This is a genomic window from Pseudomonas hydrolytica (assembly GCF_021495345.1).
GTDB classification, from domain to species: Bacteria; Pseudomonadota; Gammaproteobacteria; order Pseudomonadales; family Pseudomonadaceae; genus Aquipseudomonas; species Aquipseudomonas hydrolytica.
The window spans coordinates 3,758,892-3,781,581 of the sequence record NZ_CP099397.1 but is presented as its reverse complement, the minus strand read 5'-3'; the positions used below and the strand labels follow the sequence as shown (position 1 = coordinate 3,781,581).

Genomic DNA, 22,690 nt, shown 5'->3' with positions numbered 1-22,690 from the left:
CGGTCGAAATGGGCGAACAGGCGGCGATTATGCCTGCTCCGCCGCGCATGAGGAAAAGGGCAACACCGTGAGCACAGAAAAACCGAGCCGCGCCGACTACCACCGCGAGCACCAGGCCCGCGCCGACGCCGAGGCCCAGCGCCTGCTGGCGCGCAGGGCCGAGCTGCAGGAGCGCTGGCTGCCCTGGGTGGCGCAGGAGCTGTACCAGCTCAGCCCGCCGGAGTTCGCCAACATGGTGCGGCGCGAGCTGCAGCGGTTGACGAGCTCTTCGTAGGGTGCGCCGCGCGCACCGACCCACGGTTGCCGGCGAACACCCTTCCCGCTACCGGCACCTAGGCTGTGGCAGGGGCTCTAGCCGCGACCCATGATCGCTGGCCAACTCCTGCAATTGCCGTTTTGGTCGGTGCGCACGGCGCACCCTACGGGCCTCTTTTCCCCGCCGATCTCGCGCGCTATCGGGACCTGCTGCCGTAGGGTGCGCCATGGGCACCTGCTCTCAGCGATTCGGTGGCGATCGTGGAATATCGGGTGAAATGCGCTGCGCACGGCGCTCCCTGCGTTAGCCACGCCCCCGCGCGCACCGGCTCATATCCACCTTGCTCACGTACGGATTGCCCCAGCCCATCACGCAGGCCACCTGCTGGTTGCGCTGCTGCTCCCAGGGTTTGACCGGGTAGGCCTTGCTCCAGGCTTCGTAGAGCTGGCGATCCTGCTTCGACAGGCGCAGTTGGTAGCGGTCGGACATGTAGAAGTAGGTGCGCGCGATCATCCCGCGGATGGCCGGACGCGGCATCACCTTGCGCGCCTTGAAGTCCACCACCGTCTCGCATTGCCCGTACTGATGCGGTTTCTGCGGCAGCCAGGCGAAGCTGTAGTTGCTGCGGTCGCCGTTCACCTCGCCGATGCTCGGCACCAGGTTGTGCAGGTCGGCCTCGGCCTTGCGGAACTGCGCATCGTTGGCCGCGCAGTTCTTGCGGCCGCCTTTCTGCCAGCACTGGCGCTGATGGCCGATCACCCAGGCCGGGACGATATGTTCCCACTCGATGCGCTGGGCGCGATTGGCGTTCTTGCGGGGTGTGTAACCACAGGAGCGCAGATCGACCCGCTTGCCGCTGTACTTGCAGCCGCAATAGAACTCGGTGGACTGCTTGGCGTACAGCGGCCAGGCCAGGCGCTTGGCCTCGGCGAAAGTGGCGGGTGCGGCGTGCAGGGAAAGGGCTGTGAAACAGCAGAGCAGGGGCAGTAGACGTCGAATCATGGGGCGGCAGATTAGCCGTGGTCATCGCCGCTGTGAAGGTAAAAAGTCCAGTTTTATCAATAATTTATATGATGGCCAGAGGCCTTATGGGCTGTTTCGATGGTGGGTCGGTCGGGCCAGCATGAAGCGCCATCGGGGCGCTCAGAGCAGGGAAACGATCCGCGCGAGCAGCCGTTGCGGGCCTGTGTAGAGGTCCTGCCCAGCGATCACCTGATTTACCCCGTCAGCCCGCAACAGCAGCTGTGGCACACCGCCGGCCGGCATCGCTTGCCGCGCAGCGGCGACGCGGCGGGCCGTATTCTCGGCCAGCACGCGGTCATCGCGCAGGCGAGCGGCCAGTTCATCGGCATCGAGCCCGTGGCCGGCGCTGGCCGCGACATCGGCGGTAATGCGGCTGACGGCATCGACCGTGCAGGTATCCATCCCGTCGACGTAACGGGCGAGCTGCGCCACATGCAGCAGCTGTGGCTCCAGTGCCGTGTCCAGTGCGCCCAGTGCCACCAGCGCGCGGGTCAGCGGGGTGGAGTCGAACACGCCATCCGCTGCCAGCAGCACCCGGCTGCGATAAGCCTCGGTAAAGCGCTGCCCGGTCAACGCGACGATGCGCTGGTCGTTGTGCCAGGCATGCTCGGCGATGGCCGCCACCGGGCGTGGTTGCATGAACAGGCCCACCGGCATCATGCGCAGCGCGGCGCCATGGCGCTCGGCCAAACCTGCCAGCGCGGGGGCGCTGGCATAGCACCAGCCACACAGCGGGTCGAAGAAATACTGCAGTTCGAAAGAGTGGGGCGCCATGGTCGGGGTCTCCTGGGCGCCCCACTCTAAGGTTGCCTCGCGCGGTGATATACAGCACCCGGGTGGCAGGTCTGTTGCACGGATCGAGCAGATCCGTGGCCAGCGCCTAGCTGAACCTCGGCAGGCGCTGATCCGAGTCGCTGCCCTCGTTTTCCAACTGCTGCGGCAGGCCGGCGACCTTGAGTACCGGCATCTTCTCGCCCACCAGGCGCAGGTCGCGACGCGGCAGGGCGAAGCGCACATCCAGTTCGCGCAGGGCATCGAGCAGTTGCAGGTTGATCTCCTGCTGGATGTCCATGTACTGGTTGTAGTCCGAGGTCAGCACGATATACACCACCTCGAAGGTCAGCTGGCTTTCATCGAAGCCGAGAAAGTGCGCGCGGTCGAACCTGGCCTTGGGCGTGGCGCGGATGATGTCGCCGACCTTCTCGGCCACCTGACGCACCTTGTCGCTGGGCGTGTCGTAGTTGATGCCGAACTTGAAGACGATGCGTCGGGTATTCATGCGCTTGTAGTTGCGCACCACCTGCCGCAGCAGGTCGGCATTGGCGCACACCACCTGTTCACCGCTGAGGCTGCGGATGCGCGTGGTCTTCAGGCCGATATGCTCGATGGTCCCGGCCACCTCGCCGAACACCACGAAGTCGCCGATCTCGAAGGGCTTGTCGACGCCGATCGACAGCGAGGCGAACACGTCGCTGAGCACCGTCTGCACCGCCAGCGCCACGGCGATACCGCCAACACCCAGGCTGGCCACCAGCGCGGTGATATCCACCCCCAGGTTGGCCAGGATCGACAGCAGCATCACCGACCACACCACGATCAGGATCATGATGCTGATGATGGTGGTCATCACCGGGTTGTAGGTGCCGCCTTTCTTCATCACCAGGCTGCGCGACCACAGGCGCACGCCGGTATCCACCCACAGCGCCACCTGCAAGGCCAGGGCGACGAACCAGGTATGGCTCAACGCGCTCTGCCAACTGCCGGGCAGCTCCGGCAGGCGCAACGCCAGCAACAGGGAAAAGGCCAGCAGCAACAGGCGGCTGGTACGGCCGATCACCACCGCCACGAAGTGCGGCCAACTGCCGTCCTGTTCCTTCGACCAGGCCATCAATCGCTTGTGCAGGGTGCTGACCAGGGTGCGCAGCACGCTGTAGATCAGCGCGGTGGCCACTACCACGATTGCCACGTTGAGCCAGAGATCGCGGTCAAGCCAGATATTCCACTGTTCCATCGCCAGGGGCCTCCAGAAAAGGACATATAGGTTTCTGGTGGCGTTGGTGGGCAGAAGTTCCGGGGAACGAGTGGCTTTGGTTGGAGGTGCTGAGTCATTCTTCACCTGGGCCTGCAGCATTCCCCATGAAGCTCAGGGCCTGGCCGGCTTTGACGTCATGTAGGACCGTACCGGCTCCAGCTACCACCGAGGGTATACCCCTGCAAGGAAACCACGATGAGCGAAGAGCGCCTGCTGCGCCGTGAAGAAATTCCACAGCTCTGGGAGATAGACCGTAGCGAAGTGATCGAACAGCTTTATTCCGTCGAGGCCGGCCAACTAGTGCTGCGCCCGGAGTTTTACGACATGCGCGGCTGGCCGCAGGGGGAGGCCGAGCACTACACGCCGATCCTGCTCGATTGCTTCGACCGCGGTGGATGGTTTTTGGGCCTCTACGATCAGGGACGCCTGATAGGCGCGGTGGTACTCGACACGCGTCGTCTCGGCCCAGACGGCGACTGTCTGCAACTGAAGTTTCTCCATATCAGCCATGCTTACCGCAGCCGCGGCCTCGGTGCTCATCTCTTCCGCCGCGCCGCGGCGCAGGCCCGCCTGCTGGGCGCCAGCGCGCTCTACGTTTCGGCTACGCCGTCGCAGAACACGGTGGATTTCTATCGAAGACTCGGTTGCAGCCTATGTGCTAAACCGGATGAGGAGCTGTATCGGTTGGAGCCAGAGGACATCCACCTTATTTACCGAATACAAACGCGGGAAACGGACAAGCACCGTTAGTATGATGGTCTCGTTGGCTGCGGTATTTCTGACGATGTCTTACAGCGCTTTCGATAGGTTTTTTCTCATGGGCTGGCTTGTCTTGCCTCATTTGTGAGAAAAGGGGACAGATTTATTTTTCTCTCCAGCGCCTTTTTGTGTGATCGCAAAAAAGCGCCATCCCTCCCGGCCCGAACCCTTGCGGTCAAGCCCTTCAAACGCCAGAAACGAAAAAGCCCCGTCAGTGATGACGAGGCTTTTGCTTGGCTGGAGCGGGTGATGGGAATCGAACCCACGGCTCTAGCTTGGGAAGCTAGGGTATTACCATTATACGACACCCGCAGCGGGTGCCTTTATACCGGAACCTGCGGCGGAAATGAAGCGCGGAGCAGAGCGACAGGTACATTCGCTCCGCGCTTGAGGCCGCTCATACTGCCATGGCCTGCAGTTCCTGCAGCTCGCCGCGCGTCGGCAGTTGCAGGCGCTTGCTGGGGGCGTTGAAGAAGTCCAGCAGCACGCGCTGGGTCTGCAGCCAGGCAGCCTTGTGTTCCATGTCGAGGAAGTGGCCGGCGTCGTTGATTACGGCGAATTCGGCGTGCTCGATATGCTGGGCGAACAGGCAGGCGTCTTCCACCGAGGTGTATTCGTCGCGGTCGCCGTTGACGAATATCAGCGGGATATCGATGGCCTGCAGGCATTCCTTGCCGCAGTGCGCTTCCATGCTCAGGACCTGCTTGATGTGCGCGTACATCTGCCGGTATTCGTGCTCGTCCAGGGTGCTGACGTGCTTGTGGTTGAAGCGCTTGAACAGCGATGGCAGGTGCTTGCCGATGGTGCTGTTGACCAGCAGGGCGATGTTGTCGCGATCCACCGCGTTGAGAAAGCGCAGGCCCTTGTGCAGGTAGTCGAGCATCGGCACGTTGAGGATTGGCGAGAAGGAGCAGATCGCCGCCCGTTCCAGGGTGGCCGGGCGCTGGGCCAGGGCGAGCATGGAGGCGACGCCGCCCCAGGAGAAGGACATCAGGTAGTTGGCGCCGTAGTGGTCGATCAGCTTGAGCAGGATCGCGGCTTCGTCTTCCTTGCTGATGGGGGTGAAGTCGCTGTTGTACGGTTTCGACTGGCCGGCGTAGGGCAGGTCGAAGGCGACCACGTTGAACTGCGGTTGCAGGTATTTGACGGTCTGGGTGAACGAGGCTGTTGTGGCCAGGGAGCCGTTGACCAGGATTACGGTCTTGCTTGCTGCCGGGTTGCCGTAGAACTCCGTGTGAACCTTGTGCTTCCTGTTGATCTCGACGACTGCGGTTTCTGGCCTCATGTCGTTTCCTCCTGGCGCAAATGGGTCAAGGCGAGCGGGTGGCCGTTCGCAAGCTTCGGGCAGTCAGGAAAACGCCTGGACGTGACAAGCTGATGTCAGGCGAGAGATTTTTGGAATTCTTTTATTTTCAAACAGTTAGGATCGAAACAGGCGAGCGCTCCAAGCCTTTTCGGAGGCCGGAGAGGGGGCGGTGTTACCAGGCAGGAATCCAGTCGGCGCAGAACGCCAGTAACCGAAGAAACGCTTAGATGTCCGGTAGTGACCGATTGGTCATCTCAGGACTTGTGATTCGATTCAAGCAGTTGCCTTGCAGCCATGCAAGGGCGAGTCACATCTTTATCGCGGTTTCTGGATACCGTTGGTCGGGTTGTAAGGTTCGGCGCCTGTGCGATCAGACGCTGGCGATTTCTGCGGCGGTCAGCGCGCGGTACTGGCCGGGCGCCAGCCGCGGGTCGAGGACGATCTCGCCCATGCTCTCGCGATGCAGCGCGACCACGCGATTGCGGAAGTGGCCGAACATGCGCTTGACCTGATGGTAACGGCCCTCGAACAGGGTCAGGCGGGCGCTGTGGCTGCCCAGCAGTTCGAGCCGGGCGGGCAGGGTGGTGAGGTCTTCGAAGGCGAAGTACAGGCCGCGCTCGAACACTTCGGCGTATTCGGCGGTGATCGGCTGTTCGGTGCTGACGTGGTAGACCTTGGGCTTGCGCTGCTGCGGCTGGGTGATACGCCGCGACCAGCGACCGTCGTTGGTGATCAGCAGCAGGCCGCTGGTGTTGAGGTCCAGGCGCCCGGCCAGGTGCAGGTCGTGCTTGTCCGGTTCGTCGAGCAGGTCGAGCACGGTGCGGTGTTCGTCATGCGCGGTGGCGCTGACCACGCCGACCGGTTTGTGCAGCATCCAGTAGCGCGCGCTGCGTCCGGCCTGGAGCAGTTCGTCGTCCAGCTCCACGCGCTGGAAATCGCGCACGTCGAAACGCGGGTCGCGGACGGTCTCGCCATCCACGCGCAGGCGCCCGGCGCAGATCAGCAGGCGGCTGTCCTGCCGGCTGAAACGGGGGAAGTTGCTGAGAAAGCGATCCAGGCGCATGGCTCAGTTCTGCTCGCGGCGCTCGGCGGCTTTCACTGCGCCGGCGCAGGCCGGGCACAGGCAGGCCTGGTTGCGCTGCTCGGGCGTCAGGCGCTGCAGCGCGGCCGGATCGATCTGCACGTCGAAGCACCTGCAGGGTTCGTCCTGGCGACCGTTGGCCAGGCTGCACTGGTTGCTGCGGCCGCACAGCGGGCAGTGTTGGCTATCCATCAGGGATCGACGCAGACGCGGTCGCGCCCGGCCTGCTTGGCGCGATACAGCGCGCGATCGGTACGGCCGAGCAGGTCGTGCAGGGTTTCGCCCTCTTGCCACTGGCTGAGGCCGAGGCTGACGGTGACCTGCAGGGCCTCGCCTGCAACCGGGTAGCGCTGCTCGGCGCATTGCTGGCGCAGTTTCTCGGCCAGCTCATGGGCGGCGTTGCGGTCGGTGTTCTTCAGCAGCAGGATGAATTCCTCGCCGCCCCAGCGGCAGAGGATGTCCGCCTGGCGCAGGCTGCCGCGCAGCTGGCGGGCGAAGCGGCGCAGCACGTCGTCGCCGGCCAGATGGCCATGGGCGTCGTTAAGGGCCTTGAAGTTGTCCAGGTCCAGCAGCACCGCGCACAGCGGGCTGCTGTCTCGCTGGGCCTCCTGCAGTGCCTGCGCGGCGAGGATGTCGAAGCCGCGGCGGTTGGGCAGTTCGGTGAGGCTGTCGGTGGTGGCCAGGGCGGCGATGCGGCGCTGGTAGCGGCGTGTGGCGAGGTAGACCAGAAGCAGCACGGCCAGGGTGATCAGGGTGCAGATCAGCAGGTTGAGGTAGAGGCTCTTGCGGATGCCGGCCAGGGCGCCTTCCTCGTGCTTGTCAACGAACAGGTACCAGTCCAGTTCGGGGATGTAGCGCACGTTGAGGAAATGGCCGCGGCCGTGCTCCTGATAGCTGAAGTTGCCGCTCTCGGGGCGCGGCAGTTCGAACAGCAGGTTCTCCAGGCCGTCGATGGTATTGAGCGCCTGGCCACGGCGAGATCCCATTGGGCCGCCATCGGCACCGGTCAGTACCAGCAGGCCGCTGCGGTCGGTGAAGAAGATGCTGCGGTCGTAGCGCCGCTGGTAGTCGTCCACCAGCTTGACCACGGCATCCACGGTGAGGCCGACGCCGGCCACGCCGATAAAGCGTTCCTCATAGTCGAACACCTTGAAGTTGATGAAGAAGGTCAGCTGATCCGCATTGGCCATGTCCGGGTCGACGCTGATTTCGTAAGGTTCGCTCATCTGGCGCACGCGGAAGTACCAGGCGTCGCGTGGCTCGTCCTCGCGGACCTGCTTGAGCACGCCCTTGGCCTGATAGTAGGTGCGGGTGCGTTCGGAGATGAAGAAACTGGTGAAGGTGCCGTAGTGGTCCTGGATTTCACGCAGGTAGCGGGTGATGGGCTCGGGATCGAGCTCGCCGGCCAGCGCCCAGTCGCGCAGGAAGGTATCGCGCGACATCATCGAGGCGATCTGCGTCGGGCGGATCAGGTCTTTCTGGATCTCGGAGTAGATGTTGTCCGAGGTCAGCGGCAGCTCGGTGTTGACGATGTTGTGGCGAATGCTTTCGCGCGAGGCGTGGTAACTGGCCAGGCTGGTGGCGAGAAAGCCCCCCAGCAGCAGGGTGCCCAGCAGTAGCAGAAGGGTGAACTGGGCCTTGCGGGAAGTGCTGAGTGGCATGAGGTCCGAGCCTTGATTGCGTGGCCCAATGCTAGCGTGCCGTCGCCGACGCGTCATCGTTGCCTTTGGTATTAACCCTCTTCTGCGTACTTCAGGGCCACCGGTTCGGTCCGGCGGCCCTGATTTTCCGTTGACCTGTCGCCTACGCTTCAGGCCTCTTCCAGCACCACCACGCGCTGCCCGGCGCGTACCGGCGAGCCGGGCTGCACACGCACCTCGCGCACGGTGCCGGCCACCGGTGCGGTCAGCGGAATCTCCATCTTCATCGATTCGAGAATCACCAGCACGTCGCCGGCCTGCACCTGTGCGCCGGCTTCCACCTGCACCTGCCAGAGGTTGCCGGCGATATGGCTGTCGATGCCGTGCTGACCGGCCCCCAGCGGCGCATCATCGCCAAGCTCGGCGGCCACTTCCTCGACTTCGAAATGCGCCTGACCCGATTCGATCCATCGCTGGCGCTCGGCATCGAAAGCCGCGCGCTGCTGCTGGCGGAAGGCGGCGATGCCCTCTGCTTCTTCATCGAGAAACTGCTGGTAGTCGGCCAGGGCCAGTTCGCTGTGCTCGATGCGCAGCGGGTAGCGGCCCAGTGGGAAGTCGCGGCGGATGCGCAGCAGTTCGTCGGCACTCACCGGGTAGAAGCGGATCTGGTCGAAGAAGCGCAGCAGCCAGGGCTTGCCGTCGAAGGCCTCGACCTCGCGGTAGCGGTTCCACATCTGCAGGGTACGGCCGACGAACTGATAGCCGCCGGGGCCTTCCATGCCGTACACGCACATATAGGCGCCGCCGATGCCGACGGAGTTCTCCGCCGTCCAGGTGCGCGCCGGGTTGTACTTGGTGGTGACCAGGCGATGGCGCGGGTCCAGCGGCGTGGCCACCGGCGCGCCGAGATAGACGTCGCCCAGGCCCATCACCAGGTAGCTGGCGTCGAACACGGTGCGGTACACCTCGTCGAGGTTCGGCAGGTCGTTGATGCGGCGGATGAACTCCAGGTTGCTCGGGCACCAGGGGGCGTCCTTGCGCACGGTGGTCATGTATTTCTCGATGGCCAGCTGGCAGGCCGGGTCGTCCCAGGACAGCGGCAGGTGGACGATGCGCGACGGCACCTTCAGATCCTTGGCGGCGCATACCGCGTCCCACTCGCCGGCGACTAGGTCGAGCAGGCGCTGCAGCGGCAGGGTTTCCGGCTGGTAGTGCACCTGCAGCGAGCGAATGCCGGGGGTGAGGTCGATCACGCCGGCGAGCCGCTTGGCCTCCAGCGCCTGCATCAGCGCGTGGCCACGGAAGCGCAGCACCAGGTCCAGTTCCGGCTGGCCAATTTCCAGCAGCAGGTGGGTGTCGCCGGACAGGCGTGCGACCAGGCGGGTGTCGGCCTGGCCGATGTCGAGGACGATGGGGCTTTGTAGCCCGGATGCAATCCGGGATTCAGGCGCTGCGTTTTCCCCGGATTGCATCCGGGCTACGGTCGCGTCTGTAGGAGCGGATTTATCCGCGATTTCGGTGTTGCCTGCATCGCGGCTGAAGCCGCTCCCACAAAGGCTGGTGCATTCGCTGGCACTGGCTTTGGCCAACTCCCGTGCCGTGGCGATATCCACCGGCACGAAGCGTACCTTGTCGCCGGCCTTGAGCTGGCCGAGCTGCCACAGGTCGGCCTCGATGATAGTCACCAGGCAGACGAAGCCGCCCAGGCTGGGGCCGTCCGGGCCGAGGATCACCGGCATGTCGCCGGTAAAATCTACCGCGCCGATGGCGTAGGGGTTGTCGTGAATATTGGACGGGTGCAGGCCGGCTTCGCCGCCGCTGTCGCGCACCCATTCCGGTTTCGGCCCGATCAGGCGCACGCCGGTGCGGCTGGAGTTGAAGTGCACTTCCCACTCGGTGGCGAGGAAGCTGTCGACATAGGCGGGTGTGAAGTATTCCGGCGTGCCGTGCGGGCCGTAGATCACGCGCAGTTCGCGTACGGCCGGCAGGGATGGGCAGAGTTCGGCGGGCAGTTGCGCGCCGCTGCCGGTATCGGCCAGCGGCAGCAGGTGCAGCACGTCGCCGGCGCGCAGTGCACGGCCGCCATGGCCGCCGAACTGGCCGAGGGTAAAGGTGCTCTTGCTGCCCAGGTAATCCGGCACCTGAATGCCGCCGCGAACGCTCAGGTAGCTGCGCGCGCCGCTGCCTGCGATGGTGCCGAGCGTCAGGGTGCTGCCGGCCTCGATCAGCAGGGCGGTGTTCATCGGCTGTTCTAAGCCATCGATGCTCAGCGGAATCTCGGCGCCGGTGACGGCGACCACGGCGTCCGTATTGAAGCGCAGGGTCGGGCCGCTCATGGTGATTTCCAGGCCGGCGGCGCCCTCTGCGTTGCCCAGCAGGCGGTTGCCCAGGCGCAGGGCGCGATCATCCATCGGCCCGGACGGCGGTACGCCCACGGCCCAGTAGCCGAGGCGGCCGGGATAGTCCTGCACGCTGGTTTGGGTGCCGGCGCCGAGCACTTCGAAGGTGCTGGCCTGATAGACGAGGTTTTCCAGGCAGCGGGTCCAGGGATGGCCGCTGGCGAAAGGCGCATCGCTAAGGATCTGGCGCAGGTAGTCGCGGTTGCATTCCACGCCGTAGAGCAGGGTGCCTGCCAGGGCCTGATCCAGCGCATGGGAGGCTTCTTCGCGGCTTTGCGCCCAGGTGATCAGCTTGGCGATCATCGGGTCGAAGTAGGGCGGAATCTCGCAGCCGGCTTCGACCCAGGTGTCGATACGCAGGGCCTCGCCGTCAGTGGGCGGGAAGGTCACGGCAGTCAGCAGGCCGGGGCTGGGCTGAAAATCCCGGCCCGGATCTTCGGCGTACAGGCGTGCCTGGATGGCGTGGCCGTTGGGCTTCAGGCCTTTGGCCAGTTCGCTCAGCGGCGGTAGATCGCCGGCCGCCAGTTCGATCATCCAGCGCACCAGGTCGACGCCCCACACCTGTTCGGTGACGCCGTGCTCGACCTGCAGACGGGTGTTCACTTCGAGGAAGTAGAAGCGCTCGGCCTCGCTGTCGTAGACGAATTCGACGGTGCCGGCGCTACGGTAATTCACCGCCTTGGCCAGCTTGATCGCCGCCGCGCACAGCGCCTCATTCATGCCGGCGGGCAGGTTCGGTGCCGGTGTTTCTTCCAGCACCTTCTGGTTGCGCCGTTGTACCGAGCAGTCGCGCACGCCGAGGGCGAGCACCTCGCCCTGGCCGTCGCCGAATACCTGCACTTCCAGGTGGCGGGCGCGCTGGATGTACTTCTCGATAAATACGCCGCTGTCGCTGAAGTTGTTCTGCCCCAGGCGCTTGACCGCCTCGAAGGCTTCGCTGAGTTCGGCGGCCGAGCGGCAGACGCGCATGCCGATGCCGCCACCGCCGGCAGTGCTTTTCAGCATCACCGGGTAGCCGACCTGTTCGCCGGCCTTGAGCGCGGCGTCGAGGTTTTCCAGCAATTCGGTGCCTTCGAGCATGGGCACGCCATGTTGCTTGGCCAGGGCGCGGGCGGTGTGCTTGAGGCCGAATACGCGCAGTTGCTCGGGCGTGGGGCCGACGAAGGCTATGCCGGCGGCTTCGCAGGCTTCGGCGAAGGCGGCGTTCTCGGAGAGAAAGCCGTAGCCGGGATGGATGGCCTGCGCGCCGCAGGCCTTGGCCGCGGCGAGAATCTTGTCGACCACCAGGTAGGTCTGCGCGGCGGGGCCGTCGCCGAGGCAGAAGGCTTCATCGGCCTGCTGGATATGCAGGCTGGCAGCGTCTGCCTCGGCATACACGGCTACGCCGCTGACGTTCAGTTGACGCAGGGTGCGCAGGATGCGGCAGGCAATGGCGCCACGGTTGGCGATCAGGAGTTTGTCGAACATCTTCATTGACCCTCGAAGGGCGTGGCGGGCCGTCCCGCCGTCATTCGTCATGTGCCACGGTCGTCCGTGGTGGAAATCCGGGTGATGCGTGTTGCGCGTGCTGGGGACAAATTTTGCAGGGCCGGTGAAAACCCGCCGGGCCTTGGCGGGTTTCACCCGCCCTGCGTCAGTTCCACACCAGCACTTCGGCCGGGGTCGGGTTCCAGCCGTTGCAGGGGTTGTTCAGTTGCGGGCAGTTGGAGATCAGCACGATGACATCGGTCTCGGCCTTGAGCTCCACGTACTTGCCGGGCGCGGAGAGGCCGTCCTCGAAGGTCAGGCCGCCTTCCGGCGTTACCGGCACGTTCATGAAGAAATTGATATTGGCGCCGAGGTCGCGCTTGCTCAGACGGCCGTCGTGCAGGCTGGCGCGCAGGAAGTTGTCGCGGCAGCTGTGCATATAGCGCTTCTCGAGTGCATACCTGACGGTGTTGCTCTCCTGCGCGCAGGCGCCGCCGAGGGTGTCGTGGCGGCCGCAGGTGTCGGCGACTATGGTCAGCAGCGGTTTGCCGAGGTTGGAGTAGAGCACCGTGCCGGTGGTGAGGTAAACCTTGTTCTGCTTGCGCAGGGTGCGCTGCGGGTCGAAGCGTTCGCGCGGGTTCTTCGCGGCGAAGAACAGGGTGTCGATCGCCTGGTTGCCTTCCAGGTCATGCAGGCGCAGGGTCTGCCCGGCCTTGACCTCGAACAGGTAGGGCTCGCCCGCCGGGATGGTGTGGCGGAAGCTGGCGGTCTCGGGATGCAGGTTGCTTGCGGTCAGGCTCATGTGTGCGCCCTCAGAGATACTGACGTTCGGTGTTGTGAAAGCCGCGGCCGTTCTCCGGGCGCAAGGTGCGGCAGAGCAGGGTGATGCCGTCGCTGGCGACCTTGCTCCAGGTCAATTGCACCGGCTTGGGCGCGTACTGCGGGTTGGGGTCCATCGGGTGCTGCAGGGCGGTGAGCACCACCAGCGTGTCCATCGGCGCATACAGCTCGATATGGTCGCCGGCCTTGGAGTTGTTCGGCTGGAAGTGGAATACGCCATCGGCGTCGACGTCCACGCGGCTGAACAGGTTGAGGTTCATCAACAGGTCTTGCAGGTTGAGGTCCCACTTGCCCATTTCCACCAGCAGGTTGTCCATGCCGTTGCGGAAGAAGCCGTTGCGCAGTTCCTGATAGCGGCCCTGGCCGTATTTCTCCAGCACTTCGGAGGCCGATAGCACTCCACCGAAGCTGTCGTGCCAGCCACAGGTATCCGCGGTGATGGCGGCCAGCACGCGGCCCATGTCCGAATACAGGCAGTGGCCGGCGGTGAGTTTGGCGGTGTGCTGGCATTTCAAGGTATCGGGCAGGTTCAGCCGCTCGCTTTTCTCGAGGGCGTTGAACAGCAGCAGGCTGACGTTGGCGCCGCCTTCGATATCGGTGATGCGCAGCAACTGGCCGCGCTTGAGCACGAAGGACGTGTGGCCGCCGCCGGGGACAGTTTCCTCATAGAGGGTAGGGCGGAGGGTGAGGGCAGTTGTCATGGGTACCTCGGGATCAAAGCCGTATCGTCAGGCGCCGGCAGTGGCGCCTGATCATCGTTGTGAGGGGCGTGAGGGTCAGAGCTTGCCGTCGACGGCCATCTGTATGTAGCTCGGGTCGAAGCGCAGCTTGATGTTGGCGCTGTCGCCGGTAGTCACGTCGCCCGCGAAGGTCATGCCGATGGCGTCAGCGCTGCGCGCGCCTTCACCGAGGATGCCGTGCTCGAAGCTGAAGTTGGCGACCTTGGTCATGGTCTCCGGCAGGGCCGGGCTGGTGACGAAGTCCAGGGTTTCCTTGGGTGTGTAGAACAGCTTGGTAGTCGCCAGCTGGGCCTGGAATCCGGCCAGGTCGGTACCGGAGGCCTTGGCCATTTCGGTCAGCGCTTCGGTGGCTTGCGGGGTGCCGGACTGCATCAGGTCGAGAATCTCGAACCAGGCGCCGACCAGGGCTTTGCCGAAGTCCGGGTTGTCCTTCAGCGTCTGGGTGTTGACCACCATCATGTCGAGGATTTCACCGGGGATCTTCGAGGAGTCGAACACCTCGGTGCTGCCCGGCTGGGCCTTGATCTCGGCGAGCATCGGGTTCCAGGTGGCGGCGGCCTGCACGCTGGGGGTGGAGAAGGCGGCGATGATGTCGGCGTCGGAGGTGTTCACCACGCTCACGTCGCGCTCGCTCATGCCGGCGCTTTCCAGCGCGCGGGCGAGGAAGTAGTGGGATACCGACAGCTCCACCAGGTTGACCTGCATGCCCTTGAGGTCGGCCAGGGTCTTGCCTTCGCCCTTGATCAGCAGGCCGTCGTTGCCGTTGGAGTAATCGCCGACGATCAGCGCGGTGCTGTCCACGCCGCCGGCGGCGGGAATGGTCAGGGCGTCCATGTTGGTCATGGTGCAGCCGTCGAACTGGCCGACGCTGTACTGGTTGATGGATTCCACGTAGTCGTTGAGCTGCACGACATCGATGTCGATGCCGTACTTCTTCGCCCATTTGTCGATGATGCCGGAGGTGCTGGCATAGCCCCAGGGCATCCAGCCGGCGTAGAGCGTCCAGCAGACACTGAAGCTGTCTTTCTTCTCGGCGTGGGCGCTGAAGCTGAGCAGCGCGGCCAGACCGGCAGCGGCGAAGGAGAGCAGACGGTACTTGCGCATTGGAACCTCCAGTCTTGTTGAGTACGGGCAGGAGTCGCGGCACGTTTCGAATGGTTCGAAAGGCGCGTTCTCCCGGGCTTTTATCCCGCCGTGTAACCTCACTGGAGGTCGATGACTCTCGGACCAGTCACCCGCCTGCGCGGATCGGAACCCTAGTCATCCATTTCGCAAATTGTGGTGCCGCGATTCCGGGAAAACCCGGTTGTAACCTGCACACCTGAGCTTTAGCGAATAGCGTGCCAGCTCGCCGGAGCCCGTGACTGCGCGCTTGGGTGATGCTGCTCGCGGTTTGCGTGCTGCCTGATGGGGCCTGGGCGGTGTTCATTGCACCGTTCGGGGGCAATTCGGCTCAAAGCACCGCGCCTTGGCGGCATGATGGCGGTGGCATGGAAATCGCTATCGACCCCGTTGCAGGGGCGGCCTTGCTGCCGCCCTCGGGACGACCCGACCCGCTGCTCGTCTGGACGACCAGGTAACTCACTTGTTCAAGGGAGATTGCCATGGCGCATACCCATTTCACCTCGATTCCCCTGATCGACGTCTCGGGCTTGTATAGCGAGCATCCTGCCGAGCGCCGGCTCGTAGCCGATGAGCTGGGCCGTGCCGCGCGCGAGGTCGGCTTTCTGCAGATCACCGGGCACGGCATTGCGCGTGAGCTGCGCGACGGTTTGGTCGACCAGGCGCGCCGCTTCTTCGCACGCCCGCTGGAGGAGAAGATGCGCTTTTACATCGGCCAGTCGAGCAACCACAGCGGCTACGTGCCGGAGGGCGAGGAGCAGTTTGTCGGCGGCAGCAAGGATCTGAAAGAGGCCTACGACGTCAATTACGACTACACCGAGGCGGCTCAGGTCTATCCGCTGCTGGGCCCGACGCAGTGGCCGGACTCGGCGGACTTCAAGCGCGAGGTCAGTGCCTACTACCGCGCCGCGCTGGCGCTGGGCGACACGCTGTTTCGCGGCTTCGCCCTGGCGCTGGGGCTGGCCGAGGACACCTTCGCCGGCATCACCCGGCAGCCCACCAGCCAGCTGCGCATGATCCATTACCCGCTCGCCCCCGATCCGGTGGCCGACCGTCCCGGTATCGGCGCGCACACCGACTACGAATGCTTCACCATCCTGCTACCCACCGCCGAAGGTTTGCAGGTGCTCAACGGCGACGGGCAGTGGATCGACGTGCCGCTGGTGGAGGACGCCTTCGTGATCAATATCGGCGACATGCTGGAGGTGCTCAGCAACGGCCATTTCGTCGCCACCTCGCACCGCGTGCGCAAGGTCAGCGAGGAGCGCTTCGCCTTCCCACTGTTCTGCGCCTGCGACTACCCGACGCGCATCGCGCCGATCCCCGGTCTGCCGCCGCGCGGTGAGCGGGTGTACGCGCCGGTGAGCTGTGGCGACCACCTGTTCGCGCAGACGGCGCAGACCTTCCGCTATCTGCGAGAGCGGCTGGAGGACGGCTCACTGCAATTGCCGGATGGTGCGGCGGGTTTGTCCAGCTTTGGTCAAGGCGGCCGGGAGGTGACGGCATGAACCTGCTGGAACTGGCTGCACGTTACCCGCAGCGCGCCGAGGGCGGTGTGCCGGACTGGATGCTCGGGCACTTTCGTCGGCGCACCATCAGCTTCGCCGATGGCCGCAGCGATGAGCGCACCCAGGTGCACTGGCTGCAGAGCCGCAGCTTCACCATCGACCTGCGCCTGCCGGACGCACCCGCGCTGCCGGTGCGGGCCTGGCAGGACTACGATGCCGCCGAGCTGCGCCAGCTTGCCAATCATGAGGGCTGGGTGGCTGACAGTATCTGGGAGAACGGCTACTTGAGCTGGCGCGGCGGGGTGTCCCTGCAACTGCACAACCGCTGGCCGGAGCCGGCGCAGTTGCAGCGCATCGGCAACTGCATGATCGAGTTCGGCACCAGTGGTGCCTATGTCGAGGACTGGCGCCTGCAGGCCAGCGGCGGGCCGTTGATCAGCCTGCGTCTGCTGGAGGAGTGCGATGCCGAAACCGGCCAGGTGCTGCAGCGCGGCGGTGGCCTGATTCTCTGCGGCGACCGGCTTGGCTGGATGCACGGGCGGGCGGTGGAGCCGGGTGAGTCAGCGCTGCAGCTGCGCGAGCGAGCGGAGCGGGCGCAGGGTGATGGACAGGCCCTGGCCGCGCTATTCGACTGCGAAACCTCGCTGGCCTATGCCGATCAGCCGGGCCGGTATCGGGTGGTGCTGTCCACCCCGCCGGCGCGGGTCGGGCAGCGCGTTTCGCTGGAAGGCTACGAGATCCCGGCGGCCGGGCGCGTGTGCCAGCACCTGCAAAGGCCGGACGGCCGTGCGGTGGTGCGCACCTTCCTTATCGATACGCTGGAGCCGGACTGGCGCGCCGATCTCGCCACGCCCTGTACCGACGAGGCGCAGCGCTGGTTTGCCACGGAGGGGGAAACGCTGGCGCGCTATCTCGAGGTGTTGAGCTAGGGGAGCTTCCTTGCCGGAGGCACAGGTGGTGCGCACGGCGCACCCTACGTTCTGCAACGCGGTGTGCGCTTCGTAGGGTGCGCTGTGCGCACCAGGCTGGCCGCTCCGTAGCCCGGATGCAATCCGGGGAAAAGGTGCCGGCTATCCCCGGATTTCATCCGGGCTACGGTTCGTTGCGCGCGGCGATACGCTCGGCCAGCTCGCTGGGCAGTTGCACCTGCGCCCGGCGCGCCGCGTTCAGCGGAATGTCATAGGTGATCCGCGCCCCGTATGCACCGGGCGCCTGCGGGTCGTGGCGTACCTTGTCGAACACCAGCAGGCGGGTGCCGAGGCTGAAGCCTTCGGACAGGTCGTGGGTGACCATGAACACGGTCAGGCGGGTTTCCTGCCACAGCTCCAGCAGCAGTGCGTGCATGTCCTTGCGGATGCCGGGGTCGAGGGCGCCGAAGGGCTCGTCGAGCAGCAGCATGCGCGGTTGCATCACCAGCGCCTGGGCGATGGCCAGGCGTTGCTGCATGCCACCGGAGAGTGCGCTGGGGTATCTGTTCAGGGCATGGCCGAGGCCGACCTTGGTGAGGATTTCCGCAGCGCGCTCGCGGGCCTCGCGCTTGGCGGCACCGAACAGCCGGCCCAGCAGCTTCGACTTCGGCAGCTCCAGACCGAGGGCGACGTTGTCCAGCACGCTCAGATGCGGAAATACCGAGTAACGCTGGAACACCACACCCCGGCTCGGATCGGGCTCGTTGGGCAGCACCTGACCACGCAGCAGCAGTTCGCCGCGGCTCGGGCGTTCCTGGCCGAGGAGCATGCGCAGGAAGGTGGACTTGCCACAGCCGGAGGCGCCGACCAGGGTGCAGAATTCGCCTTCATTCACCTTGAGGTTGAGGCGTTCGAGCACGACCTGGTCGCCGTACTCCTGCCACAGGTTGCGCGCTTCGATAAAGGCGGTTGTCGCCGGGCTCGCGGCCGTAGCGCTGGATTCGCTCATGGCAGGTTCCCTCAGCGGGACGATATGTTGGCTGAACAGGGTCATGCCTTGCCTCCTTCATGCCAGGGGAAGCACAGGCGCAGCACCTGACGCAGGCCCAGGTCCATCAGCCAGGCCAGCAGGGTGATCCACACCACGTAGGGCAGGATCACGTCCATGGCCATGTAGCGGCGCACCAGGAAGATGCGATAGCCGAGGCCGTCGGTCGAGGCGATGGCCTCGGCGGCGATCAGAAACAGCCAGGCCGAGCCGAGCATCAGGCGCAGCGAGATCAGCAGGCGCGGCAGCAGCTGCGGCAGCACCAGGCGCAGGATCAGCGTCCAGGTGTTGGCGCCGAGGGTCTGCGCCTTGATCAGCAGCTCGCCGGGAATCTCGCGGGCGCGCTGTTCGATATCGCGGGCGATGCAGGGGGTGATGCCGATGGCGATCAGCATCACCTTGGACAGCTCGCCCAGGCCGAAGACGATGAACAGGATCGGCAGGATGGCCAGTGGCGGAATCATCGACAGCACCGTGAGCAGCGGTGACAGCGGTGCGCCGAACAGCGGGATGCTGCCGGCGGCGATGCCCAGCACCAGGCCCAGCAGCGCGGCGATGCCCAGGCCCATGCCCAGGCGTTGCAGGCTGGAGGCGGTGTCCTGCCAGAACAGGTACTGGCCGCTGCGTTTGTCCTCGGTGAAGGCCAGGCGGTCGATGGCATCGACCATCTGGCTGGCGCTGGGCAGCAGCTTGTCGTTGGGGTTTTCGGCCAGGCGGGTGGTCGAGGCACTGAAGTAGACGAACAGCAGCAGGGCGAAGGGCAGCAGGATCAGCAGCAGGCGGCCGCTGCGATCCGGGTGGCGATTGATCAGGCGCATGGGGAGTCCTCGTCGGGCCTGGAGCGAAATGCCTGCGCCGCTAGCGGGCGCAAGGGCGTGCGGGCATCGGGCCTTTGGGATGGGTGGCCGATGGCCGCTGAAACGAGTGGGGCATACCCATGGTGAACCTCCAGTTGGACAGGGGCGGGCAGGAGTGCGCGGCGGTTCCCCACGGATGGGGCGCGTTCTCCCGGGCTTTTGTCCCGCCGTGTAACCTCGCTGGAGGTCGCCAGCTCTCGGACCAGTCGCTCGCGGGTGGCGAGCCGGAACCCTAGCCGGCTATTGGCAAATTGTGGTGCCGCGATCCCGGCGAGCCGGGTTGTTCCTGCACGGGCTGTTCTTAGCGAACATCGTGCCATGCACCGCGAAGCGCAGCAGGCGGCGCTCGCTCGGCTGGCGTCGGGGCATGCGATGCGCTCTGCTGGTGCATTGGGCTCGGGTCGTGCTGCCTGCTGGGGCGTCAGAGTGCGCCGTCGGCGGCCAACTGCATGTAGTCGTGATTGAAACGCAGCAGGATGCGCTGTGGGTTACCCAAAGTCCGTTCGCCGCTAAAGGCGATCCCCAGATTGGTCAGCCCCAAGCCGCTCTTGCCCAGCAGGCCGTGGGCATCGGCGAAGCGCGCCACCCGTTGCATCAGATCCGGCAGCTTGCCGGTGCGCGCGAAGTTCAGCGCGGTGCGCGGCGAGTAGAACGAGCGCAGGGTGCCCAACTGGGCCTCGAAATCTTCTGCGGTGGTGTCGGCAGCGGCCGCCATTCTGGCCCGGGCCTCGCGCCCGGCCGGGGTGGGCAGGCCGAGCAGGCGCTGGGTCTCGAACCAGGCGCCGGTCAGTGCGCGGCCGAACTCCGGGTGCTGCGCCAGGGTCTGGCTGTCGACCACGGTGAGGTCGAGGATTTCACCGGGAATCAGATTGGAGCTGAACACCTGGCTGACCTCGGCCTTGCGGCGGATCTCGGAGAGGATCGGGTTCCAGGTGATCACCGCGTCGCCCTTGCCGGCGAGGAAGGCCTCGGCGATTTCGGTGTCGGAGACGTTGATGATGGTCACGTCGCTCTCCTCGAGCAGGGCCCACTCCAGCGCGCGGCTGAGCAGGTAATGCGACACCGAGTTCTCCACCAGCAGCACGCTCTTGCCCTTGAGGTCCTGGATTCGCAGGCCGCTGCCGCGCAGCAGCAGGCCGTCGGCGCCGTTGGAGAAGTCGCCGATGATCAGCGCGGTGCTGTCCTTGCCGGCGGCGGCGGGAATGGTCAGGGCATCCATGTTGGTCATGGTGCAGGCGTCGAACTGGCCGGCGCTGTAGCGCTCGATGGAACCGACGTAATCCGGCACTTCCTGCACCTGAATGTCGATGCCGTACTTGTCTGCCCACTTCTTCACGATGCCCTGTTCGGCGGCATAGCCCCAGGGCATCCAGCCGGCGAAGATCGACCAGCACAGCTTGAAGGTCTTGGGCGCGGCCTGGGCCGTTGGAGCGCCGAGCAGACAGGCGCAGAGCAGGGCGGTGAGCAGGGAGCGAATGGACATGGAAAACCTCGGGTTATGGACGAAAGCGGGAAGGCGGGCAGCCGTGCTGCGCGTTCTCCCGGGCTTTTATCCCGCCGTGTAACCCCGCGGCTTCCCGCCGCTCCGAGGTCGCCCACTCTCGGACCAGTCACCCACCCGTGCGGGTGGGCCGGAACCCTAGTCGGCCATTTCTGTTAGCAGCACTGATCGCCTTCCCGCTGCGGCGCCTTGCCAAGCGAGGAGCGTGCCAGTGACCGTGACGAGCCCGTGATCGCCGTCACTCGGCTGCACGGAACGTGATCCAGCGCAGATTGTCGAACGAGCATGCTGATGGAGCCATGCCGGCTGCGGTGGTCGGGCGTCCAGCAGATACTGGAAATTCGAGGAGTATTCCAAATGCGTGGTTTGACTGTGATGGCGCTGGCGTTGTTGCTGGGCGGTTGTAGTTTCAGTGCCCCGGGCGTGCATGCCCGGGTCGGCGATCCCGATGTGATTCGTGTCGACGTGGGTGGCCGCGGCTACCACGGCGGCGGTCACTTCTGTCCGCCGGGGCTGCGCATGCAGGGGCGCTGCTGATGAAAACCTTCGGCATGTTGCTGCTGGCGATGAGCCTGGCTTTCGGTCTTTCCGGCTGCAGTGTGAGGCTGCCGGGTATTGGCATCGATATCGGCGATGGCGGCGGTGGGCCTCCCCACTGTCCGCCGGGGCAGGCCAAGAAAGGTCGTTGCTGATCCAGTCCCGGGCCTGGCGGTCCGGCCTCTTCCCTCGGGGGCGCGGTGCGCGTCCCCCGCTTCCCCTGCGGAGGCTTTCATGTCCTACAGAACCCTGATCGCTGCCTTGCTGTTCATCCCGCTCAGTGGCTGCACCGTGTACGGTGACGGCTACGACCGTGGCTACCGCGGCCATCATCACTCGCACCACTATTACGACGGCTACCGCCGCGATTACTCGCCGCCGGTCTATGTCACGCCGCGTTACTACTATTACGACGACCGCCGGTACGACCGTCATCGCCACGATTCCAAGCGTTATGTGCCGGCACCGCCGCCGCGTCATCACTATGGCCACGATCATCGTCATCGCGACGGCCACAAGTACCACCAGCCGCCGCGCCACGACTACCGCCGCGACCAGCGTCGCCAGGAACATCGCAATCAGCAGACGCAGCGCAGTTGGGGCACCAGCCGCAGCACCCAGCTGCAGTTTTCCAACGGACGCGCCAATGAGCGCCAGCAGCGTAGCGGCGAGCGGCGCTGGTGAGGCTCAACCCGCCACGCGCGGAGTCGCTGCATCCAGCTGACGAATCTCCTCGACCATGGCCTGCGCCGCCGGCGACAGGCTGTGTCCGGCGCGGCTGACCAGGCCATAGGCCGACTGCTGCTGCAGGCTCGCCGGGGCCAGCGGCAGCAGGCTCAGTTGGCCGGCTGCGACCTCTTCGGCGATCACGTCCCAAGGCGCCATGCTCAGCACGTCGCTGTCGGCCACCAGGCGCTTGAGCACGAGAAAGTTGTCGCACTGCACGCTCAAGGGTTGCGCGCGTCCGCTGGCGTGACCCAGGCTGCGCTCGACCGCCTGCGGCAACTGCGTGCCGGCCAGGGGAAAGTCCAGCAGGTCGCGCGGTTGCAGATCGCGCCGCTGCAGTAACGGGTGCGCCGGGCGGCAGAACAGCACGCCCCGATGCACGCGCAGCGGTTCGATCTGCAGCTGCGTATCACCCTGCAGCTCGCGGATATCGGCGACGAACAGCTCGATGGCCGAGTCCAGCAGGCTGTCGCGCAGTTCCAGCCAGTTGCCGATGTCCAGCTTCACCTGCACCCGCGGATACCGCTGCAGCAATTGCCCGAGGGCCTGCGGTATCAACCGCGCGGCCGGGTAGGGGCCGGCGCCGAGGCGCAGCTCGCCGGCTTCAAGATTGCCCAGCTGGTTGACCGCATTGCTCAACGCCAGGCTGCCGGCCAACAGGCGGCGGGCATGTTCCAGCACCAGTTGGCCGTGGGCGGTCAGGCTGATGCCGCGGCTATGGCGGTCCACCAGGCTGCAGCCGAGCTGCGCCTCCAGGGCCTGGATGCTGCGGCTCAACGCCGGCTGGCTGAGGTGCACGGCCTCGGCGGCACGGGCGAAGTGACCGTGTTCGGCGAGGGCCACGAAGTGACGAAGCTGGCGTAGGTCGTTCATGCGTGCTCTGCATTGGTTCTTGGGTTCGAATGCATTGGAATTATCAGCTGGCCTTTGCCAACCTGCC

22 protein-coding genes, 1 tRNA gene and 3 riboswitches are annotated in these 22,690 nt (G+C 65.3%); of the genes, 7 read left to right on the top strand and 16 right to left on the bottom strand.

Features of this window, described 5'->3' with window-relative positions:
* Positions 1-67 precede the first annotated feature (67 nt).
* Positions 68-274 carry a hypothetical protein gene (locus L1F06_RS17705; protein WP_096825968.1) on the top strand — a complete coding sequence of 69 codons (207 nt, stop codon included), beginning with the start codon at positions 68-70 and terminating at the stop codon, positions 272-274.
* A gap of 285 nt (positions 275-559) precedes the next feature.
* On the opposite strand, the gene L1F06_RS17700 is transcribed toward L1F06_RS17705, so the two are convergent.
* The 3 genes from L1F06_RS17700 to L1F06_RS17690 all read right to left on the bottom strand — a co-directional run bounded on the left by L1F06_RS17700 (position 560) and on the right by L1F06_RS17690 (position 3,290).
* Positions 560-1,258, bottom strand: a complete 699-nt coding sequence (locus L1F06_RS17700; protein WP_129481582.1) for an endonuclease — start codon at positions 1,256-1,258, stop codon at positions 560-562.
* Between the two features lie 141 nt (positions 1,259-1,399).
* Complete coding sequence (locus tag L1F06_RS17695; protein ID WP_129481581.1) at positions 1,400-2,053, bottom strand: DsbA family protein; 654 nt, start codon at positions 2,051-2,053, stop codon at positions 1,400-1,402.
* Between the two features lie 106 nt (positions 2,054-2,159).
* Positions 2,160-3,290 carry a mechanosensitive ion channel family protein gene (locus L1F06_RS17690; protein WP_003245709.1) on the bottom strand — a complete coding sequence of 377 codons (1,131 nt, stop codon included), beginning with the start codon at positions 3,288-3,290 and terminating at the stop codon, positions 2,160-2,162.
* Positions 3,291-3,506: 216 nt separating this feature from the next.
* On the opposite strand from L1F06_RS17690, the gene L1F06_RS17685 reads away from it, so the two are divergent.
* On the top strand, positions 3,507-4,061 hold the full coding sequence (locus L1F06_RS17685; RefSeq protein ID WP_129481580.1) for a GNAT family N-acetyltransferase: 555 nt from the start codon (positions 3,507-3,509) through the stop codon (positions 4,059-4,061).
* Between the two features lie 247 nt (positions 4,062-4,308).
* Here L1F06_RS17685 and L1F06_RS17680 read toward each other — a convergent pair.
* From L1F06_RS17680 to L1F06_RS17640, 9 genes are all read right to left on the bottom strand, one after another.
* Positions 4,309-4,382 (bottom strand) — tRNA-Gly (locus L1F06_RS17680).
* Between the two features lie 85 nt (positions 4,383-4,467).
* Positions 4,468-5,355, bottom strand: a complete 888-nt coding sequence (locus tag L1F06_RS17675; RefSeq protein ID WP_003245680.1) for an alpha/beta fold hydrolase — start codon at positions 5,353-5,355, stop codon at positions 4,468-4,470.
* Between the two features lie 391 nt (positions 5,356-5,746).
* The gene (locus L1F06_RS17670; RefSeq protein WP_129481579.1) at positions 5,747-6,439 is read right to left on the bottom strand and encodes a pseudouridine synthase; all 693 of its coding nucleotides are present in this window, start codon (positions 6,437-6,439) and stop codon (positions 5,747-5,749) included.
* Positions 6,440-6,442: 3 nt separating this feature from the next.
* Complete coding sequence (locus tag L1F06_RS17665) at positions 6,443-6,649, bottom strand: cysteine-rich CWC family protein (protein WP_129481578.1); 207 nt, start codon at positions 6,647-6,649, stop codon at positions 6,443-6,445.
* Positions 6,649-8,118 carry a sensor domain-containing diguanylate cyclase gene (locus L1F06_RS17660; RefSeq protein ID WP_129481577.1) on the bottom strand — a complete coding sequence of 490 codons (1,470 nt, stop codon included), beginning with the start codon at positions 8,116-8,118 and terminating at the stop codon, positions 6,649-6,651. Before L1F06_RS17660 ends, L1F06_RS17665 begins: the two co-directional genes overlap by 1 nt.
* 149 nt (positions 8,119-8,267) lie before the next feature.
* Complete coding sequence (gene uca / locus L1F06_RS17655; RefSeq protein WP_129481576.1) at positions 8,268-11,963, bottom strand: urea carboxylase; 3,696 nt, start codon at positions 11,961-11,963, stop codon at positions 8,268-8,270.
* A gap of 166 nt (positions 11,964-12,129) precedes the next feature.
* Positions 12,130-12,765, bottom strand: coding sequence for an urea amidolyase associated protein UAAP2 (locus tag L1F06_RS17650; RefSeq protein WP_129481575.1), 636 nt, complete (start codon positions 12,763-12,765; stop codon positions 12,130-12,132).
* A 10-nt stretch (positions 12,766-12,775) separates the two neighbouring features.
* Positions 12,776-13,504, bottom strand: coding sequence for an urea amidolyase associated protein UAAP1 (locus L1F06_RS17645; protein WP_129481574.1), 729 nt, complete (start codon positions 13,502-13,504; stop codon positions 12,776-12,778).
* Positions 13,505-13,579: 75 nt separating this feature from the next.
* On the bottom strand, positions 13,580-14,647 hold the full coding sequence (locus tag L1F06_RS17640; RefSeq protein ID WP_096825975.1) for a putative urea ABC transporter substrate-binding protein: 1,068 nt from the start codon (positions 14,645-14,647) through the stop codon (positions 13,580-13,582).
* 67 nt (positions 14,648-14,714) lie between these two features.
* Positions 14,715-14,814: riboswitch (guanidine-I (ykkC/yxkD leader) on the bottom strand.
* 333 nt (positions 14,815-15,147) lie between these two features.
* On the opposite strand from L1F06_RS17640, the gene L1F06_RS17635 reads away from it, so the two are divergent.
* Both L1F06_RS17635 and L1F06_RS17630 read left to right on the top strand, forming a co-directional pair.
* Positions 15,148-16,173: an isopenicillin N synthase family dioxygenase gene (locus L1F06_RS17635; RefSeq protein ID WP_129481573.1), complete on the top strand. Its 1,026-nt coding sequence runs from the start codon at positions 15,148-15,150 to the stop codon at positions 16,171-16,173.
* Positions 16,170-17,102 carry a hypothetical protein gene (locus tag L1F06_RS17630; RefSeq protein WP_129481572.1) on the top strand — a complete coding sequence of 311 codons (933 nt, stop codon included), beginning with the start codon at positions 16,170-16,172 and terminating at the stop codon, positions 17,100-17,102. The genes L1F06_RS17635 and L1F06_RS17630 overlap by 4 nt, the downstream gene beginning before the upstream one ends.
* A gap of 163 nt (positions 17,103-17,265) precedes the next feature.
* Here L1F06_RS17630 and L1F06_RS17625 read toward each other — a convergent pair whose 3' ends face one another.
* The 3 genes from L1F06_RS17625 to L1F06_RS17615 all read right to left on the bottom strand — a co-directional run bounded on the left by L1F06_RS17625 (position 17,266) and on the right by L1F06_RS17615 (position 20,469).
* A complete protein-coding gene (locus tag L1F06_RS17625) occupies positions 17,266-18,090 on the bottom strand; it encodes an ABC transporter ATP-binding protein (RefSeq protein ID WP_129481819.1) in 825 nt (274 codons plus the stop codon).
* 41 nt (positions 18,091-18,131) lie between these two features.
* Positions 18,132-18,947: an ABC transporter permease gene (locus L1F06_RS17620; RefSeq protein WP_003245663.1), complete on the bottom strand. Its 816-nt coding sequence runs from the start codon at positions 18,945-18,947 to the stop codon at positions 18,132-18,134.
* Positions 18,948-19,132: 185 nt separating this feature from the next.
* Positions 19,133-19,233: riboswitch (guanidine-I (ykkC/yxkD leader) on the bottom strand.
* Positions 19,234-19,407: 174 nt separating this feature from the next.
* Complete coding sequence (locus tag L1F06_RS17615; protein WP_012017966.1) at positions 19,408-20,469, bottom strand: putative urea ABC transporter substrate-binding protein; 1,062 nt, start codon at positions 20,467-20,469, stop codon at positions 19,408-19,410.
* 53 nt (positions 20,470-20,522) lie between these two features.
* Positions 20,523-20,640: riboswitch (guanidine-I (ykkC/yxkD leader) on the bottom strand.
* Positions 20,641-20,844: 204 nt separating this feature from the next.
* On the opposite strand from L1F06_RS17615, the gene L1F06_RS17610 reads away from it, so the two are divergent.
* From L1F06_RS17610 to L1F06_RS17600, 3 genes are all read left to right on the top strand, one after another.
* Complete coding sequence (locus L1F06_RS17610) at positions 20,845-21,024, top strand: hypothetical protein (RefSeq protein ID WP_129481571.1); 180 nt, start codon at positions 20,845-20,847, stop codon at positions 21,022-21,024.
* On the top strand, positions 21,024-21,179 hold the full coding sequence (locus L1F06_RS17605) for a hypothetical protein (RefSeq protein WP_003245659.1): 156 nt from the start codon (positions 21,024-21,026) through the stop codon (positions 21,177-21,179). The genes L1F06_RS17610 and L1F06_RS17605 overlap by 1 nt, the downstream gene beginning before the upstream one ends.
* Positions 21,180-21,258: 79 nt before the next feature.
* Positions 21,259-21,708, top strand: a complete 450-nt coding sequence (locus tag L1F06_RS17600; RefSeq protein ID WP_129481570.1) for a hypothetical protein — start codon at positions 21,259-21,261, stop codon at positions 21,706-21,708.
* A 3-nt stretch (positions 21,709-21,711) separates the two neighbouring features.
* Here the strand turns inward: L1F06_RS17600 and L1F06_RS17595 are convergent, their stop codons facing one another.
* On the bottom strand, positions 21,712-22,623 hold the full coding sequence (locus tag L1F06_RS17595) for a LysR family transcriptional regulator (RefSeq protein WP_012017967.1): 912 nt from the start codon (positions 22,621-22,623) through the stop codon (positions 21,712-21,714).
* Between the last annotated feature and the right edge of the window lie 67 nt (positions 22,624-22,690).